Annotated in this window: 14 protein-coding genes and 4 pseudogenes; 5 read left to right on the forward strand and 13 right to left on the reverse strand. The window is 60.9% G+C overall.

Annotated elements, in window-relative coordinates; genetic code table 11:
• Window positions 1-304 (reverse strand): annotated as a pseudogene (locus tag AC6CIG_RS04095) (MBL fold metallo-hydrolase); the annotation flags it as partial.
• Window positions 305-410: 106 nt separating this feature from the next.
• Between AC6CIG_RS04095 and AC6CIG_RS04100 the strand changes: the two are divergent.
• The 3 genes and pseudogenes from AC6CIG_RS04100 (at window position 411) to AC6CIG_RS04110 (ending at window position 2,049) form a co-directional block, all read left to right on the forward strand.
• Window positions 411-1,391: a LysR family transcriptional regulator gene (locus AC6CIG_RS04100; protein WP_164867094.1), complete on the forward strand. Its 981-nt coding sequence runs from the start codon at window positions 411-413 to the stop codon at window positions 1,389-1,391.
• A gap of 246 nt (window positions 1,392-1,637) precedes the next feature.
• A pseudogene (locus tag AC6CIG_RS04105) lies at window positions 1,638-1,727 on the forward strand (type II toxin-antitoxin system RelE/ParE family toxin); the annotation flags it as partial.
• A gap of 13 nt (window positions 1,728-1,740) precedes the next feature.
• The gene (locus AC6CIG_RS04110; protein ID WP_127712466.1) at window positions 1,741-2,049 is read left to right on the forward strand and encodes a HigA family addiction module antitoxin; all 309 of its coding nucleotides are present in this window, start codon (window positions 1,741-1,743) and stop codon (window positions 2,047-2,049) included.
• Window positions 2,050-2,221: 172 nt separating this feature from the next.
• On the opposite strand, the pseudogene AC6CIG_RS04115 reads toward AC6CIG_RS04110, so the two are convergent.
• From AC6CIG_RS04115 to AC6CIG_RS04125, 3 genes and pseudogenes are all read right to left on the reverse strand, one after another.
• A pseudogene (locus tag AC6CIG_RS04115) lies at window positions 2,222-2,305 on the reverse strand (GIY-YIG nuclease family protein); the annotation flags it as partial.
• A gap of 262 nt (window positions 2,306-2,567) precedes the next feature.
• Complete coding sequence (locus AC6CIG_RS04120; protein WP_127712482.1) at window positions 2,568-3,293, reverse strand: aspartate/glutamate racemase family protein; 726 nt, start codon at window positions 3,291-3,293, stop codon at window positions 2,568-2,570.
• Window positions 3,294-3,323: 30 nt separating this feature from the next.
• Complete coding sequence (locus AC6CIG_RS04125) at window positions 3,324-3,947, reverse strand: flavin reductase family protein (protein WP_127712467.1); 624 nt, start codon at window positions 3,945-3,947, stop codon at window positions 3,324-3,326.
• 134 nt (window positions 3,948-4,081) lie between these two features.
• Here AC6CIG_RS04125 and AC6CIG_RS04130 point away from each other — a divergent pair, with 134 nt between their 5' ends.
• Entirely contained in the window at window positions 4,082-4,759 is a 678-nt protein-coding gene (locus AC6CIG_RS04130) for a GntR family transcriptional regulator (RefSeq protein WP_018095870.1), read from the forward strand.
• Window positions 4,760-4,839: 80 nt separating this feature from the next.
• Here the strand turns inward: AC6CIG_RS04130 and AC6CIG_RS04135 are convergent, their stop codons facing one another.
• The 9 genes from AC6CIG_RS04135 to AC6CIG_RS04175 form a co-directional block, all read right to left on the reverse strand.
• Complete coding sequence (locus tag AC6CIG_RS04135; protein WP_498322444.1) at window positions 4,840-5,844, reverse strand: ABC transporter ATP-binding protein; 1,005 nt, start codon at window positions 5,842-5,844, stop codon at window positions 4,840-4,842.
• Window positions 5,841-6,824, reverse strand: coding sequence for an ABC transporter ATP-binding protein (locus tag AC6CIG_RS04140; protein ID WP_127712468.1), 984 nt, complete (start codon window positions 6,822-6,824; stop codon window positions 5,841-5,843). Before AC6CIG_RS04140 ends, AC6CIG_RS04135 begins: the two co-directional genes overlap by 4 nt.
• On the reverse strand, window positions 6,817-8,310 hold the full coding sequence (locus AC6CIG_RS04145; RefSeq protein ID WP_018095867.1) for an amidohydrolase family protein: 1,494 nt from the start codon (window positions 8,308-8,310) through the stop codon (window positions 6,817-6,819). The genes AC6CIG_RS04140 and AC6CIG_RS04145 overlap by 8 nt, the downstream gene beginning before the upstream one ends.
• Window positions 8,310-9,503 carry an amidohydrolase family protein gene (locus tag AC6CIG_RS04150; RefSeq protein WP_437411677.1) on the reverse strand — a complete coding sequence of 398 codons (1,194 nt, stop codon included), beginning with the start codon at window positions 9,501-9,503 and terminating at the stop codon, window positions 8,310-8,312. Before AC6CIG_RS04150 ends, AC6CIG_RS04145 begins: the two co-directional genes overlap by 1 nt.
• Window positions 9,504-9,508: 5 nt before the next feature.
• A complete protein-coding gene (locus AC6CIG_RS04155; RefSeq protein WP_018095865.1) occupies window positions 9,509-10,459 on the reverse strand; it encodes an ABC transporter permease in 951 nt (316 codons plus the stop codon).
• 34 nt (window positions 10,460-10,493) lie between these two features.
• Window positions 10,494-11,462 (reverse strand): ABC transporter permease, encoded by a 969-nt coding sequence (locus tag AC6CIG_RS04160; RefSeq protein WP_018095864.1) that lies wholly within the window; start codon window positions 11,460-11,462, stop codon window positions 10,494-10,496.
• A 57-nt stretch (window positions 11,463-11,519) separates the two neighbouring features.
• Window positions 11,520-13,082 carry an ABC transporter substrate-binding protein gene (locus AC6CIG_RS04165; RefSeq protein ID WP_437409430.1) on the reverse strand — a complete coding sequence of 521 codons (1,563 nt, stop codon included), beginning with the start codon at window positions 13,080-13,082 and terminating at the stop codon, window positions 11,520-11,522.
• Window positions 13,083-13,360: 278 nt separating this feature from the next.
• On the reverse strand, window positions 13,361-14,851 hold the full coding sequence (locus AC6CIG_RS04170) for an amidohydrolase family protein (RefSeq protein WP_100671958.1): 1,491 nt from the start codon (window positions 14,849-14,851) through the stop codon (window positions 13,361-13,363).
• A 79-nt stretch (window positions 14,852-14,930) separates the two neighbouring features.
• Window positions 14,931-16,511 (reverse strand): ABC transporter substrate-binding protein, encoded by a 1,581-nt coding sequence (locus AC6CIG_RS04175; protein ID WP_100671957.1) that lies wholly within the window; start codon window positions 16,509-16,511, stop codon window positions 14,931-14,933.
• 189 nt (window positions 16,512-16,700) lie between these two features.
• Between AC6CIG_RS04175 and AC6CIG_RS04180 the strand changes: the two are divergent.
• A pseudogene (locus tag AC6CIG_RS04180) lies at window positions 16,701-18,165 on the forward strand (amidohydrolase family protein).
• Window positions 18,166-18,210: the final 45 nt, after the last annotated feature.

Below are 18,210 nucleotides of genomic sequence, written 5' to 3' on the forward strand. Positions count from 1 at the left end.
GGATCCGCTTGCCATTCGTTTCGAGAAGAAGGGTGTTGAGATTCAGCGTCAGCCGGTCGGTCGGCAGGAAAGCGCGGCTCAGAACGTCCTGCAGCTCTGCTTCTGGCGCATCGCTGGCGTAGATGCGGGGAGGGCCGCCGATCAGCCCGTCGCTCAGCACGGTCGCCGAGATGTCGCCGACGCGGAAGCGGTAATAGCCGGCATTTCCACCGTGAGCCGGAAGCGACGCGGCGGGAGCTGCCTGCGCAGAGCCCATCCCGGTCGGCAAGATCATTCCCGTGACCGCCGATGCGGCGGTCAGCATGATCTTCCTACGATTCAGAGTAATTTCACTCATGCTTTTGATCCCGTCCGAATAGCTGATCGCAGGTGCTGCATCTGGTGCCGCCGTCTGGCGACTTCTTCTAGGGATGACACAGGTTGGACGTGAGGATAAGCTAATCAAAACCGATCAGCTTATTAAGCAGGGCTTTGCAATGCGGCCATTACGGCTCGACAGCTTGGAAATCTTTGAGGACGTCGTGCGCTGTGGTGGCTTTAGAGCCGCCGCGCTTGGCAGGGGTGTTTCGTCGTCCGCCATCAGTCAATCGATCAGCGTGCTCGAAGAGGCGCTGGGAATCCGGCTTCTGAACCGAACGACACGCAGCGTCGCGCCTACTGAAGCGGGCGAGCGGCTTCTCGAGCGACTAAGGCCCGCTCTTTACGAAATCAGAACAGCGGTCGACGACCTCAATCAGCTTCGCGAGCGCCCATCTGGCACGGTGCGGATCAACGCACCGGGACCGGCCGCCGACCACGTTCTGTGCCCTCTGGCCTTTGAGTTCATGAAAATTTATCCCGACGTCAATGTCGAGATCGTCAGCGATGCTGCGATCATCGATATCGTGGAGCAAGGTTTCGACGCCGGGGTGCGCTTCGGGAATCAGCTCGCCCAGGACATGATCGCTATGCCCCTCGGTCCGGCCTTGCGATACGCGATCGTGGCCTCGCCTGACTATCTTCGCAAACGCGGTCGACCCGGCTCACCAGGCGATCTCTTACAGCACGACTGTATTCGCCGCCGCTTCCCCGGCGGAACCATGGTGACGTGGAAATTTGCGCGTGACGGCGACGAAGTGGAAATCACCCCGAAAGGTCGGTTGACATTGAGCTCAGCGCATCAGGAGCTCCAGGCCGCGCTTGCGGGATCGGGAATCGCTCACCTGTTCGAGGACTATGTCCGTGACGATGTCGAACAAGGCAGACTTATTGAGTTGCTCTGCGACTGGAAGCAGAAGCTGCCGAGTTGGTATCTGTATTATCCGAGCCGGCGACATACGAGCGCGGCCGTGCGGGCTTTCCTCGAATTCATCCGCAATCAGAGATGGTATCCTGATCGCAAGGAAAGATAAAAGCGGCCCCTTGGAACAAAAGACATAAGAGCCGCAAAAGCGGGCCCTTTCGCCGCGGAGTAGGGAGCGGCGAGCTCACCCCGAAAAAAAAATGTCAGCGATAGTCCGTTCTCTAAGGCCTGTTGAGATCGGGCCGCCCGCCGCCGCTTGTTTGATTTCCTCATTCCTGTGACGCGCACAAGTATCTGACAGGATTACCTTTGCGCTATGAGTCATGGTGCGGTACATTAACTCCGCGGTGGAGATGTGAACCAGCAATGGCGGCTGATCTTCCGCTGGGATGGCGAACGCGGCGAGGCGGACGGGATTTACCTGGATGATCACAGCTACCGATGAGAGCGAGGCAGATATGCTGACGACCAAGCGCAAGCCGGCGACTGTCGGCGAGATTTTGACCGAGGAATTCATGAAGCCGATGGGTCTGACGCAGGGCGCATTAGCCGAGGCGATGGGCGTGCAGCGCAAGCACGTCAACGAGTTGTGCGGGAACCGCAGGAACGTGACCGCCGCAACCGCACTCATCCTTGCCCGCGTTTTTGGCAACAGCCCGGACTTCTGGCTCAACGTGCAGCGTCGCAACGATCTTTGGGAGGTAATGAACACGCCCAAGGAACGCGAGCGTGTCGAGCGAGCGCGACCGTTGAAGCACGCGGCATGAGCTGCATTAGGGGAACCGCACTCGTCACGGGGATCCAGCCAGACCAAGTCTTTGGGCGGGAAAGGCTCTTCCGCGCCGCGGACGCGGCGCTGCTGGATCCCTGTGACGAGCACAGGGAGGAGGGTAGAGAGGGTGCGGTCCCTCGGCGCGCTTCATAAACCGTGAAGATAGCGAGGCGGCGCGGAAGGTCGCGGGTCACGCCCGTATACAGCGTCCCGCTTCGCTTCGATGCGAGAATGTAGACGTAACCTTTCATTGCGTCACAGGTTGACCATTCCCTTGCACATCCACAAGTCAAGCTTGTAGTGGCGGCACTTCCCCGGTCCCTCATTCCTGTGCTTGTCACAGGAATCCAGCCAGGCCAAGTCCTTGGGCTGGAAAGGCTCTTCCGCGCCGCAGACGCGGCGCTGCTGGATCCCTGTGACGGAGCACAGGGATGAGGAAAAGGAGAGGGTGCAGTCCTCCGAAAACTTTCCCACAGCGCCGCGCTTCCTATGATACGCGCACTTGGAAGTCCTTTAAGCGCAAACCTTTTGACTGGCCGCGGTTTTAACTCGGGGATAGGCGTAAGTGTTGAGCTTGGAAGTCGTGTATCCTGCGCCAAGCAGCGCTTCGGCCATCTTTACTGCAGCAGTCACTCCATCGATTACCGGCACTCCCGTCGCTCTCTGGAGGCGGGCACACAAGGATGACATTCCCGCACAGCCAAGGACGATCGCTTCGGCACCATCCTCGGCTTTGGCAATCTCGATTTCCTCGAGCAGCAGCCGCTCGGCTTTTTGCGGATCTTCCTCGAGGGCAAGGACCGGAAGATCGATAGCACGGACTTTCCGGCAATGACGCTCGGCGCCGTAATCGCTGACCAGATCCTCGATGATCGGCACCGAGCGCGGAAGCGTCGTTATGACGGAGAAGCGACGGCTGATCGTCATGGCCACCTGTACCGCAGCCTGGCAAATACCGATCACGGGGCCTTTGGCGACTTCGCGCGCGGCATGCAGTCCGGGGTCATCGAAACACGCTATGACATAGGCGTCGACGCCCTGCGCTTCGCCGTGGCGGATCTCCGCCAGCATTCCCGGAACCGACATGGCTTCATCTGCACCACCTTCAATACTGGCCGGGGCATCGGTCGGATTGGAGGCGGAGACGTGCGTGTGGGGATGTTTGACCAGCAAGGCGCTTTCGAGCGCTTGCGCGGTCATGGAAGCTGTAGAATTGGGATTGATGAGATGAATATGCATGATGAAATTCTCGTTGCCTCTCATTGACGCCTATTTCTTTTTGACGAAATCGGCGATCGGCGGGGCCTTCAAAACGAACTGGCGGTCTGACGTGATGTAATTGTCGGCATGAAGCCGGGCGATCGGCTGGTAACGTTCCGGGTCCACATAATGACCTTCGGCGTCGAGGCAGTCGCGGCGCACATGCATGTGCACCACCTCGCCCAGCACGAGGGTGCGGCGGGGATAGTCGATCAGGCGCTCGACGCGGCACTCGAAGATGCAAGGCGCCTCCTCGGCATAGGCAACATCGATCTTGCGGCACCGGGCGGCTTTCAATCCGGCCATTTCCAACTCGTCGACCTCGCTGTCGAAGCCAAGGCCGCAGATCAACATCTGTTGAGACAACGCCATATCGACCATGCTGATGGCAAATTCACCGGAGCGGCGAATATTGACCATCGTGTCCTTCGGCTCACCGGTCAAACGCGGCTGGATGCCCAGGACGACGATGGCCGGATCATGTGAAAACACGTTGAAGAAACTCATCGGCGCAGCGTTGCTATGCCCGCTCTCGGAGCGGGTCGTCACGAGCGCGATCGGACGCGGGCCGATGAAATTCGTCAGCAGCCGATAGCGGCTTTGCGGCTCAATTTCTTCGAAGTCGAATTCCATCGCGGTCCCAAAATGTCGGTCTTATAATCTACAATAAGCTTTCATATTGTAGACAATATTGCAAGCCATTTGAATCCGCGAGTTGACTTTTTCACGCGCTTGACGATTGTCTGTTTCAGCAAGGAGAACAGGGTATGCGCGAACAAGCCGCGATGTCGGTCGAGCAGATTGTCGAAAGGGTATGGCTTTCCATCGCTGAACGGCGATTGCGTCCTGGCGTGCAACTCAAAGAAGAACAGCTGGCCTCGATTTTTCACGTCAGTCGCGCACGTGTTCGTCAGGCGCTGACCGTTCTCGCGCGCGACGGCCTCGTAACGATCATTCCCAATCGCGGTGCTTTTGTTTGCAAGCCGTCGGTGGAAGAGGCGCGCGACGTGTTTTTCGTTCGCCAGGCGGTGGAGAGATGCGTCGTGGAGCGTCTCTGCAGTTCGATGTCGAAGGATAGCGTGAAGCGGCTGCGCGATCATGTCAAAAATGAGCGGATCGCCAATGCCGAAGACAGCACCACGGATATCATCAAGCTTTCCGGCGGCTTCCATCTTTTGCTGGCCGAACTGACCGGGTCGGATTTCCTGTTTACGACAATGCGCGACCTTATCGCCCGCAGTTCGCTGATTACGGCCGTTTACCGGAACACCACACGCTTCAATTGCGGTCCCGACGAACATGCCGACATCGTCAAGGCGATTGCGGCCAAAGAAGCCCAGAGAGCCGTCCATCTCATGTCGCATCATCTGGAACATGTGGAATCCGAGCTCGACTTGAGCGAGATACGCGACTTTTCGCACGATCTGCGCGCAGCACTGGCTTGAAACGGCGGAACGCCGGCATTGTGATCCATTCCAAGAAGTTGAGACGCGGGACGCGGGCGGAAAACCGCACAGACTTTTCCTCATCCCGCTTCAGGTAAACGTTCCGCGATCACGTCCTCTGCCAGATGACAGGCTACCCGGGTGCCGTTTTGCAAGACCCGCACCGTAGGCACTTCCTTGGAGCAGCGCGCCGTGGCGATCGGGCAACGCGGGTGGAAGGCGCAGCCGGAAGGCGATTTCAGCGGGCTCGGCACTTCGCCGCTGGCCGGCTCGCGGTTGCGGTTCGGTGCCTCGATGTTCGGAATCGTCTGCAGCAGGAGCCGCGTGTAAGGATGGCGCGGCTGAGCGAACAACTCTTCCGTATCGCCTTCCTCGACGATGCGGCCCAGATACATCACCGCGATGCGGTCCGACATTTGGCGAACGACGCTCAAGTCATGGCTGATGAAGAGATAGGTAAGCCCCAACTCGTCCTGCAAACGGCGCATCAGGTTCAACACCTGCGCCTGCACGGACACGTCGAGCGCCGAGGTCGGCTCGTCGCAGACCAGAAATTCGGGTTCGCTCGCCAGCGCGCGGGCGATCGAGATACGCTGGCGCTGCCCGCCTGAAAATTCGTGCGGGAACTTCTCGCCATCGGATGGCGAGAGCCCGACAATGCCCAGAAGCTCTTCGACGCGCTCCGTCACCTCGGCCGCGGTCTTGCGCAGCTTCAGTTCGCGCAGCGGTTCGGCAATGATGTTCTTCACCCGCCAGCGCGGATTGAGCGAGGCGTAAGGGTCCTGAAAGATCATCTGCGCCGAAAGCGGCGCGCCGCTCCTGCCGGGCGCAAAGCGCATTTCGCCGCTCGTCGGACGATGCAGGCCGGTGACGAGGCGCGCAACGGTGGATTTTCCGCAACCGCTCTCGCCGACAATGCTGAGACAGCCGCCGGCGGGAACGGTAAAGCTGATATCGTTCACGGCCTGCAGATACTGCCGGGGCTTGCGCTCCACTACCCTGTTGAGCCAGGGAGCGGACACGTCGAATGTCTTGACCAGCCGGTCGACGGTCAGAGCCGGGGTCTTTTGCAACGGTTTGGTCATGCGGTGCCTCCTGCGCTCAGCCAGCAGGCGCTTGCACTCTGGCCGGCAAAAATGAGTTCCGGACGTTCGCGCCGGCACCGCGGCCCCGCCATCTTGCAGCGCGGATTAAAGGCGCAGCCCTCTGGTATCGCGTCCAGCCGCGGCATGGAGCCGTCGATCTGGTTGAGCCTCTCGACACGCGCGCCGAGCGACGGAATCGAAGCCATCAGACCTTGCGTATAGGGATGGCGCGGCTGGTGCAGCACCTGTTCGACAGCCCCGATCTCGATCAGCCTTCCGGCATACATGACCGCGATGCGGTCGGCAGCTTCCGCGATCACGCCCATGTCGTGCGTGACGAGCATGACGGCGGCCTGCTTCTCCTTGCACAATTTGCGCAGGAGCGAGATGATCTGCGCCTGGATCGACACGTCGAGCGCCGTCGTCGGTTCGTCGGCGATGACGAGTTTCGGCGAGGCTGCAAGCGCCAGCGCAATCACGACACGCTGGCGCATGCCGCCCGAGAACTGATGCGGATACTGATTGACCCGCTCCTCCGGCGAGGGAATGCCGACATCGCGCAGCAATTGCACGGCGCGGGCGCGGGCTTCGGCCTTGCCGAGACCGAGGTGCCGGCGAATGGTTTCGACGAGCTGTGCGCCGACCGAGAACAGCGGATTGAGCGAGGTAAGCGGATCCTGGAAAATCGCACCGATCTCGCGGCCGCGGATCTTTTCCATGGCGCGATCGTCGAGCGTATCGATGCGACGCTTGCCGAGCCAGACCTCGCCGCCGGCGATATGGCCCGGCGCTTCGAGCAGGCCCTGAATGGCGAGCCCGGTCATGGACTTGCCTGCGCCGGACTCGCCGACGACGCCGAGAATCTCACCGGGCCGGATCGACAGGCTGACATCCGACAGCGCGGTCACCGTGCCGCGACGGCCCGGAAAATCCACACGCAGATTGCGAACTTCAATGACTGGTTCCTGGATGTCACCCATTTGCGTCCCCCTCTATCGGATAGCTGGGCGGGAAGATTGCGGCGACCGGAGGATTGTTCCAGCTCCGCTCGGGATATTTGGCGATCAGCCCGTCATATTGAGCCTGCGCCTGAATGCGCGCCTCCTGCATGTCGAAGCCGGCGAGCTGGCGATCCAGCATGGAGACGCGGCCATCGACGAAGACCGCATGCGTGATCTTGCCAGACCCGCCGGTGACGATCGTGGTGATCGGATCGATGGACGGAGCCATGACGGTGTCGTCGAGGCGGAAGACCGCGATATCTGCACGGGCCCCCGGTGACAGATGGCCGAGATCGGAACGGCCCAGTGCCTTCGCGCCGCCAATCGTCGCCGCATCGAACAGGTCGGCAGACCGCAGGCGGTCGGGTGCGCCGTCGGCGATGCGGCCCGTGATAAGGCCCGTAAGCAGGTTCATCAGCATGTCGGGCGGTGTCGTATCCGTCCCCATGGCAATATTGATCCCGCGCCTGACGCAGGCGGAGAAGGAGTTGAGGATCGAGCCGCCACGGCCCGAAACCAGCGGACAATGGACGATGGAAACGCCGTTCGCCGCGTAAAGACCGAGATCCTCGTCCGTGGCGTTGGTGGCATGCGGCGCGATGAGGCGGTCGCTCAACAGACCGTGCTTTGCAAGCCAGCTCGGTGCGGTCGAGCCGTGCAGCATCCGCACCGTGTCCACTTCCATCGCGCCCTGTGCCATGTGCAGCCGGAATTTGCAGCCGAGATCGCGGGCGGCGGCATCGGTGCGCTGCAAAAGCTTGATCGTCGAGGTTTCGACACGGTCCGGCGCCAGCATGCCGCGCACCAGATCCCCATGGCTGCCATTCTGGCGTTCAATATAGGAAATGGCGTCGTTCAGGCCCTGAAAGCCGCGCTCCTCATCGAAGACAGGCACCATCTTGCCCGGTGCTTCCAGCACCATGCCGCCCGAACGGTAGGCGGGGCTGAGATAGACACGCAGGCCCAGCTCGCCCGCGGCTTGCGCAGCGGCGTCGAACTCGGCGACCGTTTCACCCCATTCACGGTAAAACAGCGACGCAATGGGAGCGGCAGTGGTGATACCGTTCAACAGCAGCTGGCCGAAAGCGAACCGCTTCTGAAAGGCCAGCGCCTCCTGCGTGTACATTTCATAAGGACCAGCTTCGACATAGGAACGCGGCCAGACGCGGCCCTTTGCCCAACCGGGATGATTGTCGATGCCCAGGATGGTCGTATCGAGATCCGACAGTGCGTCGAGATCGATCAGTCCAGGGCTGATCAAGGCATCGCCGAAGTCGATTCGACGGGCCACTTCGCCGGGGAAACGGTGCCCGACGAATAGAATCTCGCCGTTCTCGAAAACGACCTCGCCATTGCGCAGAAGCCGGTGGCTGCCGTCTTTATGTCCGACCACCCAGCCGGCGGTGATCAGTGTGCGCCCATCCGGACGACGGCCGAGCGGAAGAGTATCGAAAGTCTCGCTCATTACGGCATCTCCACCACAGCGACGCCCTGACGGGCCGTGACGCAACCGCCCTTGACGACCAGCGGACGCGGAGCGACGTCCACCACCGCATGCGCCAGCGTTTCACCGGTCAGCAGGGTGAAATCGGCATTGCGGCCGACCTCGAGGCCGTAATTTTCCAGGCGCATGACATCCGCACCGCCCTGCGAGACGATGTGCAGCACATGTTCCAGATCGTGATCCGAGCGCACGCCGTTCTTCATGCCGATGACCTTGGCGCGATCAAGCATGTCCGGCTGACCCCACGGACCCCAGGTGTCACGGATGCCGTCACAGCCGCCGCCGATGCGCACGCCCGCTTCCTTCAGGCGCTTGATCGACGGCACTGTGGCCGAAGGCGCACCTGTCGTTAGGATGGCGACGTCCAGAATGGCGAGCTGTTCGATCAACTGGCCGACACGCAGATAATCGCTCATGCCGAGCGCAAAGGCGTGGCTGATCGCCACCTTGCCTTCCATGCCGTTGGCGCGGATGCGCTCGAAGATGAGTTCCATGGTGAAGGCGCCGAGATCGCCCGTCTCATGCAGGTGAATGTCGATCGGCACGCCATGCTTGGTGGCGAGCGAGAACAGAATGTCGAGCTGTCCCTTCGGATCGCGGTCGATGCCGCACGGATCGATGCCGCCCAGCACTTCGCAGCCCTGACGCAGCGCCTCGTCGAGCAACTCCTTCGTGCCGGGCATGACCATCAGGCCCGACTGCGGGAACGCCACGATTTCGATATCGATGACGCCCCTGAGTTTTTCGCGCGTTTGCCAGACGCCCTCGACCAGCGACAGGCCGTGGACCGGATCTATGTCGACATGGCTGCGGATATGGGTTGCGCCATGAGCCGCCAGACCGATCGCATGGCGCATCGACTGGCGATGCGGATCGATGCCGATGTCCAGACGGTGCTCGCGCTCGAAATCGATGCGCTCGCGCAGGATCGCGGCGCGGTTGTTGACATGCCACGGCATGCCCCAGGTGGTCTTGTCGAGATGGGTATGCGCATCGATCAGGCCGGGCGCGACGATGGCGTTGCCGCCGTCTTCCACGGCCATTCCCGGTTCAGCCTCAAAACGCCCGAAACCGGCAATCTTTCCGTCCCTGATCAGGACATCGCAGGATTCTCCTGCCATCGGCCGGACATTGCGGAGCAAAAGGTCGTTCATAAGGCTTACCTCAGTTTCGGATTGAGAGCATCGCGGAGCCAGTCGCCGAGCATGTTGACGGCCACGACCAGCAGGCAGAGCTGAATGACTGGGAAGAGCACGATCCACCAGGATCCGGAAAACAGGAACTGATTGCCGATGCGGATCAGCGTTCCCAGAGACGGCTGGCTCGGCGGCATGCCGATGCCGAGGAACGAAAGCGTGGCTTCGGTGAGGATCGCCATGCCGAAGTTGAGCGTGGCCGCCACCATGATCGGCGTCAGCGTGTTGGGCAGGATATGACTGGCCATGATGCGCCGGGCAGGGACGCCGATCAGCCGCGCCGCCGACACGTAGTCCTTTCCGGCTTCGACGATGGTCTGCGCGCGAACCGTGCGGGCATATTGCACCCAGGCGGATAACGCGATGGCGAGGATGAGCACCGCAGACGCCCCGACCTCTCGCAGGCTGACTGGCAGCATCTGACGCACGACCGTCGAGACGAGAATGGCGACGAGGATGGTCGGAATGGACAGCGTGATGTCGCCGAAGCGCATCAGCAGATTGTCGATGAACCCGCCGAAGTAACCGGCGATCAGCCCCGCGCTCATGCCGATCAGCAGGGAGAGCGCCACCGAGGCGATGCCAATGACGATGGAAATGCGCGTCCCGTAGAGAATGGCCGACAGCATGTCGCGGCCCTGCGTATCGGTGCCGAGAAGATAGGGCCATTCTCCGCCTTCCTCCCATACCGGCGGCAGTTCGGCCTTCCACATGTCGAGCGCTGCGCCGTCATAGGGGTTCTGCGGTGCGATCAGCGGTGCGAACAGTGCCGTCAGGATCAGGATCGCCAGCAACGCGGCGCTGAACATCGCCGTCTTGCTATGGGTGAACGACCACCACAAATCGCTTTGGCGGATACGCTGGAAAAGCGATGGACGGGTGACGGGCGGAGTTTGAGAAGTCTGGATACTCATCGGTCTTGGCCCCACAGTCGGTTCGACGGGCGTTTCAGCGGGCTGTACGCAAGCGGGGATCGATTACCGCATAGGCAATGTCCACCAGCGTGTTGAGCACGACGAAGATGAAGGAAATGATGCAGAGATAGGCCGCCATCACCGGAATATCGAGGAAGGTCACGGCCTGGATGAAGAGCATGCCCATGCCTGGCCACTGGAACACGGTTTCGGTGATGAGCGCGAAGGCAATCAGCGAACCGACATTCATCGCGGTCATGGTCACGACCGGCATCAGGCAGTTGCGCAGCGCATGGCGGAAATAGATGCGCCAGCGCGGAATGCCGCGCGCGCGGGCAAATTTCACGTAATCAGATCGCAGCACTTCCAGCATTTCAGCGCGGACCAGACGCATGACCAGCGTGACCTGATAAAGCGACAGAGCGACGGACGGCAGCAGGATCGCCGCGCGGCCCGAAGGCGTCAGGAGCCCCGTCGACCAGAAGCCAAGCTGCACGACATCGCCGCGACCGAAAGCCGGGAGCCAGCCGAACGTAACCGAGAAGACGAGGATCAGCAGGATGCCGACGACGAAGCTCGGCAGCGAGACCCCGACAATGGAGATAAACTGCAGGCCCTCGGTATACCATTTGCCGCGCTTGATCGCCGTCAGCACGCCGAGGGGAAGGCCAAGCAGCAGGGAAATCAGCGTGGCAACCAGCACCAACTCCAGGGTCGCCGGAAAGCGTTCGGCGATCAGGCTCAGCACGTCCTGGCCGTTGCGGTAGGAGATGCCGAAATTGCCCTGCGCGGCGTTGACCACGAACCGGGTATATTGTGTCATCAGGCCATCGTTGAGGCCCAGACGTTCGCGCAGATTGTCGCGGTCGGTCTGAGTCATCTGCTCGTTGGCCATCATCTCGACGGGATCGCCCGCCAGCCGGAAAATCAGAAAGGCCAGCAAAGCGACAGCCAACATCACCATGACGGCGTTTGCCAGGCGCTTTATGATAAAAACCAGCATAGGAATTCCTCGGTCACAGGACGCTCCGGGAGTCCATCCCGGAGCGTCGTGGATGAATTATTCGGCAAACTGCGTCAGCCAGTGGCGCGGCTTGTTGTCCGGCAGCTGCACGATCTTTTCGATCTTGTTCGACATGACCCAGGCCATCGGCTGCTGGTGCAAGGGCAGCATCACGATCTCGTCCTTCACCATTTGCAGCGCTTTGCTTTGCAGCGTCAGGCGCTTGGTGCGGTCCATTTCGGTCGACGCCTGCACGATCAGCTTATCGATCTCCGGATAGCTCCAGCCGCCCCAGTTGAAGACGCCGGCATTGGCCGTCTTCGTCTGAATCATCTGGAGAAGGATCGAATAGCTGTCGAGCATCGGTTCCGTGGCCCAGCCGATCAGATAGACATCGGCCTTGCCGCTCGTACGCTTCGGCGCCTGTGCGGCGGTGGGGGCAATGTCGAGCTGCGGTTTGAAGCCTGCGCGGCTCAGCAGGTTCACCAGCCCCTGGCAAAGCTCTTCCTCGTTCACATAGGCGTCGGTCGTGCAGACCAGCGTGAACGGATAGTCCGAAGCGCCAGCCTCGGCCAGAAGCTTCTTCGAGAGGGCAGGATCGAATGCCAGCGTCGTGTCCAGCTCGGGAGCGTAACCCGGAATTTCCGGCGCGACCACCGCGCCTGCCGTGCGCGACTTGCCGCGCATGACGCGCTGCTGGATCAGGTCCCGGTCGAGCGCATGGGCAAAAGCCTGACGCACGCGCAGGTCGTTGAACTTGTTCTCCGAACCGTTCGCGAGTTCCGGCTTGCGGTTGAAGCCGACCATGACGGTACGCAGATCGGTGCGCTCCATGACTTTCAGGTCGGGCTGCGCCTGCAGCCGCGGCAGATCCTGCGACGGTGCGTTTTCCGTGAAGTTGACTTCGCCGGAAAGGAGCGCGGCGACGCGCGTCGCCGCCGAGGTGATCGGCGTGAACTCGATGCGGTCGATGTTGGACTTGGAGGTCTTGTCCCACCAGTCCGGGTTCTTCACGAGGACCGTCTTGGAATCCGGGACCCGGCTTTCCAGCTTGAACGGACCGGTGCCGTTGGTGTGATAGGTGGCGTAGCCTTCGATCTTCGCGCCGACATCGGTCGGCTTTTCCGAATTGTTGGTCTTCAGCCAGCCGGCGTCGAAGACGTGGATGTTGGTGAGGTCGTTGAGAAGCAGCGGATAGGGCCCGCTCAGCTCGATATCGATCGTATGGTCGTCCACCTTCTTGGAGGACTTGTAGGCCGGCAGATTGCCGCGAAGCGGCGAAACCGGATCGCTGACGCGCTTCAGGGATGCGAGCACGTCGTCGGCAGTGAAATCCGCGCCCTCGTGGAATTTCACGCCTTTGCGCAAGTGAAAGCGCCAGACCGTATCGGAAACGGTTTCCCAGGATTCGGCAAGGGCCGGTTCGATCTTCAGATTGGCGTCGTAGCGCACCAATCCTTCATAGACGTGATTGAGAAAGGACAGCGTATAGCTGTCGCCATAGGAATAGGGATCAAGCGAGTAGATATCGCGCGCCGCTCCCCATTTCAGCGTTTCGGCATGGCCGGACAAGGTCAGGCCCATCAGCATCGTGGCCGCGAGGCCAAGTTTCTTCATCATATGTTTGCTCCGCTTCTGGAAATTTGCGCCTCCTTTTCGGAGGTCTGTTGTCATGCACTGCCGCATCCGTCGCCGGTTGCGGTATTCTCAAATGCTTGCGCCGGATGGGCGCACACCGGGGTTGGGTGTGATTTTCCTCCATACGATATGACCTGCCTCCCAGGTCATATGAGGACAGTATGGCGATCGGCAAAAAGTTGTCAACGTGATTGTAGACAATATTTGTCCTATCGGCCCTGTCGGATATGTCGACAAAATGCTCGGTTCCAGGTGAGTCCCTACTGGACCTTCCATACCGGATAGCTCGGCTGGAAGATTTTCCCGACGGGCGGATGCTGCCAACTGCGATCCGGATATTTGGCAATCAGGCCGTCATATTGTTGCTGCGCCCGCTCGCGCGCCGCAATCATGTCGATGCCGGCGACCTTGCCGTCCAGCATCGATAACCGCCCGTCGACAAACACGGCCTGCGTCACCTTGCCGGAACCCCCGACGACCAGTGTGGTGACCGGATCGACGCTCGGGGTCATATGGACATCGTCGAGACGGAAGACGGCGATATCCGCTTTGGCGCCGGCGGCGAGCCGCCCGAGGTCGCTGCGACCCAGCGCTTTCGCGCCGCCGCGCGTGGCGGCATCGAACAGATCTCTGGAGAATACCGCATCCGCAGCCTTCTCGCCGATACGGCAGGCGATCAGCCCGACCAGCAGGTTCATCAACATGTCGGGCGGCGCGGTGTCGGTAGCCATGCCGATATTGATGCCGAGCCTGCGGCAGGCGGCGAAAGAATTGAGAATGCTGCCCATGCGCGCCGAGACCAGCGGCGAATGCGCGATCGAAACGCCATGTTGCGCGTAAAGCTGCAGATCCTGTGGCGAGGCGTAGGTTCCATGCGGCGCGATCAGCCTTTCGCTCATGAGCCCATGATCCGCCAGCCATTGCGGCGCGGAAACGCCATGCAGTCTGCGCATGGTGTCGAGTTCCAGATTGCCCTGCGCCATATGAATTCTGACGCGGCAATCGAGATCGCGCGCCGCGGCCATGGTGCGCTGCAACAGCGGCAATGTGCAGGTTTCGATACGGTCCGGCGCCAGCATTCCGTTGACCAGGCCGTTATGGCGGCCATGGTTGCGCTCGATGAAATCGATCGCGTCCGCAAGGCCTTGCAGTCCCCGCGCCTCATCGAATACTGGCTCGATACGCCCCGGACCCTCCAGGATCATCCCACCGGAGCGATAGGCGGGGCTTAGAAAGACCCTGAGCCCGAGATCGCCCGCCGCGTCGGCCGCAGCTTCGAATTCCGCGACGGTCTCGGCCCATTGGCGATAGTAGAGCGACGCGATGGGCGCGGCGGTGGTGATGCCGTTCAACAGCAGGAGGCCGAAACCGAACCGCTTCTGGAACGCCAGCTCCTCCGCGGAATACATCTCATAGGGTCCGCTCTCCACATAGGAGCGCGGCCAGATGCGCCCTTTGGCCCAACCGGGCTGGTTGTCATGGACGAGCAGGTAGGTATCGAGATCGGACAGGGCGTCGAGGTCGATCAGGCCGGGGCTGACCAGCGCCGAACCGAAATCGATGCGGCGCGCCACGTCCCCCTCGAAACGCGGCCCGGCATAAAGCACCTCGTTTCGCTCGACGACGATTTCGCCGTCGGGGATCAGGGCGTGGCCGCCATCGCGCCAGGCGAGCACCCATTGTGCGGTTATCAGCGTTCGCCCCTCGGTCCGCTCACCCAGAACGAGTTGGCTGGAAAGATCAGGTTTCATGGGATTTTCGATCCTGCTGCATATCAAAAGAGCGCCTCACCGGGGTGAAACGCTCTGATTGCGGGCCGGAAGGTCAGGCCTATTCGGCCATTTGCGTATGCCAGTGGCGCGGCTTGTTGTCGGCACGGAAATCCACGCTCTTGACCTTGTCCAGCATGCCCCAGGCGATCGGCTGCTGGTGAAGCGGGATCAGGATCGCCCTGTCCTTGGCGATTTTCAGCGCCTGTTCTTCCAGCGCGAGACGCTTGGCGGTGTCAGGTTCCTGTGCCGCCTTCTTCACCAGATCGTCGAGTTCCGGATAGGACCAGCCGCCATAGTTGGACACGCCCGTCGAGCCGCTGCGCGTGGAGAGAACCTGAGAGAGCAGCGAATAGGCATCGAGCGTCGGTTCGTTTGCCCAGCTCAGATTGAACATGTCGGCCTTGCCATTGGTGCGCTTCGGCTGCTGCACGGCGCGCGGGCCCATGTCGATGGTGGGCTGGAAGCCGGCACGCTTGAGCATGTTTGCAATGCCCGAGCAGATGTCTTCCTCGTTGATGCTCTCGTCGTTCATGCACAGATAGGTAAAGGCGAGATCCTTCTGGCCGGCCTCTTCGAGCAGCTTCTGGGCAAGCTTGGAATCGGCAGGCTGATAAGTGTCGAGCGACTTCGCATAGCCGGCGATTTCCGGTGCTATGAGCGAGCCGGAAGGGCGCGCCAGCCCGCGCATGATCTTCTTGTTGATGAGATCGCGGTCGATGCTTGCTTCCACTGCCTGGCGCACGCGAAGGTCCAGGAACGGGTTCGGACGCCCGTCTTCGAGCTTCTCCTTGCCGTTGAAGCCGATGAAAACCGTGCGCAATTCCGTGCGCTTGCTTACGGTGATACCCGGCGAGGATTCCAGACGGGGAAGATCCTGAATGGGGGCGGAATCGAGCAGATCGATTTCGTTGGAAAGAAGCGCTGCTACACGCGTTGCCGCCGACGAGATCGGAATATACTCGATCCGGTCCAGATTGTGCTTCTTCTGATCCCACCACTGATCGTTGACGAGGAGAACGGTCTTGCTGTCCGGGACGCGGCTTTCCAGCTTGAACGGGCCTGTGCCGTTCGTGTTGTGCGTGGCGTAATTCTCGGTGTTGGACGCAATATCGGTCGGCTTTTCTGCGTTGTTGTCCTTCAGCCATTTGGCGCTGAACATGAAGATATTGGTCATGTCGTTCAGGAACAGCGCGGTCGGTGCCGAAACCTCGATATCGACCGTGAAATCATCGACCTTCTTGACGCCGACATAGAGCGGAATGTTGCCGCGCAGGGGCGAAGTCGGGTCCGAAACGCGGTTCATCGAGGCGACCACGTCGTCGGCCGTGAAATCCGCTCCGTCGTGGAATTTCACGCCTTTGCGCAGGGTGAAACGCCAGTGTTTGCTGTCGATCAGCTTCCACTCGGTGGCGAGCGCCGGCTCGATCTCGAAGTTCGGGCCATAACGGATCAGACCTTCATAGATGTGGTTCAGGAACGCCAGATTGGATGTCGAGGGAACGGAATCCGGGTCGAGCGAATAGATATCTGCCCGGCTGCCCCAGCGCAGCGTGGCGGCGCTTGCCGAAGTGGCCAGCACCGGCGCGGCAATAGCCGCTGCGGCCAGCGCCGATATCAGAAACCTGTTTAAACGCGACATGAACTTCCCCTTATGACGGTCGATAGAGTGGTTGGCCCGAATTTTTCGGCAGTATCATAATCGATTGTTTTATTGTCAACGATATTGTTGGCAATTATGAATCAGAACATCGACAGTTCGGAATGACATTACGGGGCGCGGAAACCACGCATCGAATAACGCCAACGGCATTTTCAAGGGGAATAGGAAATGGATGGGCTCCTGCTGCTTCACGGGACGATCGTCACCGTTGACGAGACACGGCGGATCATCGAGGACGGTGCGCTGGCAATCGAGAAGGACAGGATTGTCGACATCGGCGCTGGCTCCTCGTCATGCCGGAAAGAAAGTGATCGACTGCCGGGGCAAGATGATCATCCCCGGGCTGATCGATGCTCATGGGCATGCGGGTCATGCGCTTATCCGCAGCATCGGCGCCGACACCAATTCGCTGTGGATGCGCATCGTGACGCCGACCTACTATCACTATGTCACCCGCGATTACTGGTATGCGGATGGCCTCGTCTCGGGCCTGGAAAGACTTCGTGCGGGCGTGACCACCTCGGCCAGCATCATCACATCGATGCCGCGCAGCGACGATCCGGTATTCGCCATCAATCATGCTCGCGCCTATTCGGAACTCGGGCTTCGCGAGATCATCTGCGTTGGCCCAGCGGGTCTGCCCTGGCCGCAATCGGTCACGCGGTGGGAAAGCGGCAAGCCGGAGCGCCGCAGCGTCTCCTTCGAGGAGATGATCGAGGGCGCCGAAGCCGTCATCGAAAGCCTGAACGGAACCGCCGACGGGCGCATCAAAGTCTTCCTGACGCCATTCACGATCGTGCCTTCGGTCGAACCGTCGAACGCCTCGACGCCGGACTTTGCCGTCAATCTGACCGAAAACGACCGGATGCAGGCGCGGCGCATCCGTGAAACCGCGCGCAAATGGGGCGTGCGCATCCATTCCGATGCCTTCGCCGGACAGATACGCATGGCCTGGCAGGACAAGGAAAATGCGCTGCTGGGCCCCGATGTGCACCTCCAGCATTGCTGGGGAATATCCCACGAAGAGATCGACATCCTGGCCGAAACCGGCACCCATGTCACCCACGCGCCACCCGGACGCTCCACGCCGATCATGGAGATGATGGCCCGGGGCGTGCCGGTCGCGATCACTTCGGACGGCGCGGCTCCGAGCCGTCATTTCGATATGCTCCAGATCGCGCGCAGCGCCCAAGCCACCCAGCACATCCTACACAATCACGACCGCTATATCCTGCCGCCGGGCAAGGTCTTCGAGATGATCACCATCGATGCGGCCGGCGCCATCGGCATGGGTCACGAGATCGGTTCGCTCGAGGCGGGCAAGAAGGCGGATATCGTCATCATCGACATGCGCAAGCCGCATCTGACGCCCAACTGGATGCCGGTTCACCGGCTGATCCACCAGGTTCTCGGCAGCGATGTCGATACGGTGATCGTCGACGGCAGGATCATCATGGAGGAGGGCAGGGTACTGACCGCCGACATGTATGAGGCGCTGGCTTTCGGTGAAGCCGAAGCAAAGGCGCTCGTGGAGCGGGCCGGTCTGCACGCTCACATGCACGATCCCGGCTGGAAGCAATTACATCGCACGTTTCAAAGGCCTGTTCCGCTACCGCCCGTGCCGGAGCATTGAACTCACGCAGCTGATTGGAGACCTGGAAGCCCGCAATGCGTCCAT

Source organism: Sinorhizobium sp. GQ132 (assembly GCF_059758575.1).

Excerpts from the sequence above, each read along its gene's own strand:
- AC6CIG_RS04165 (WP_437409430.1), bottom strand. The coding sequence starts at position 13,082 with ATGATGAAGAAACTTGGCCTCGCGGCCACGATGCTGATGGGCCTGACC.
- AC6CIG_RS04145 (WP_018095867.1), bottom strand. The coding sequence starts at position 8,310 with ATGAGCGAGACTTTCGATACTCTTCCGCTCGGCCGTCGTCCGGATGGG.
- AC6CIG_RS04130 (WP_018095870.1), top strand. The coding sequence starts at position 4,082 with ATGCGCGAACAAGCCGCGATGTCGGTCGAGCAGATTGTCGAAAGGGTA.
- AC6CIG_RS04160 (WP_018095864.1), bottom strand. The coding sequence starts at position 11,462 with ATGCTGGTTTTTATCATAAAGCGCCTGGCAAACGCCGTCATGGTGATG.
- AC6CIG_RS04100 (WP_164867094.1), top strand. The coding sequence starts at position 411 with ATGACACAGGTTGGACGTGAGGATAAGCTAATCAAAACCGATCAGCTT.
- AC6CIG_RS04125 (WP_127712467.1), bottom strand. The coding sequence starts at position 3,947 with ATGGAATTCGACTTCGAAGAAATTGAGCCGCAAAGCCGCTATCGGCTG.
- AC6CIG_RS04135 (WP_498322444.1), bottom strand. The coding sequence starts at position 5,844 with ATGACCAAACCGTTGCAAAAGACCCCGGCTCTGACCGTCGACCGGCTG.
- AC6CIG_RS04175 (WP_100671957.1), bottom strand. The coding sequence starts at position 16,511 with ATGTCGCGTTTAAACAGGTTTCTGATATCGGCGCTGGCCGCAGCGGCT.
- AC6CIG_RS04155 (WP_018095865.1), bottom strand. The coding sequence starts at position 10,459 with ATGAGTATCCAGACTTCTCAAACTCCGCCCGTCACCCGTCCATCGCTT.
- AC6CIG_RS04120 (WP_127712482.1), bottom strand. The coding sequence starts at position 3,293 with ATGCATATTCATCTCATCAATCCCAATTCTACAGCTTCCATGACCGCG.
- AC6CIG_RS04140 (WP_127712468.1), bottom strand. The coding sequence starts at position 6,824 with ATGGGTGACATCCAGGAACCAGTCATTGAAGTTCGCAATCTGCGTGTG.
- AC6CIG_RS04110 (WP_127712466.1), top strand. The coding sequence starts at position 1,741 with ATGCTGACGACCAAGCGCAAGCCGGCGACTGTCGGCGAGATTTTGACC.
- AC6CIG_RS04170 (WP_100671958.1), bottom strand. The coding sequence starts at position 14,851 with ATGAAACCTGATCTTTCCAGCCAACTCGTTCTGGGTGAGCGGACCGAG.
- AC6CIG_RS04150 (WP_437411677.1), bottom strand. The coding sequence starts at position 9,503 with ATGAACGACCTTTTGCTCCGCAATGTCCGGCCGATGGCAGGAGAATCC.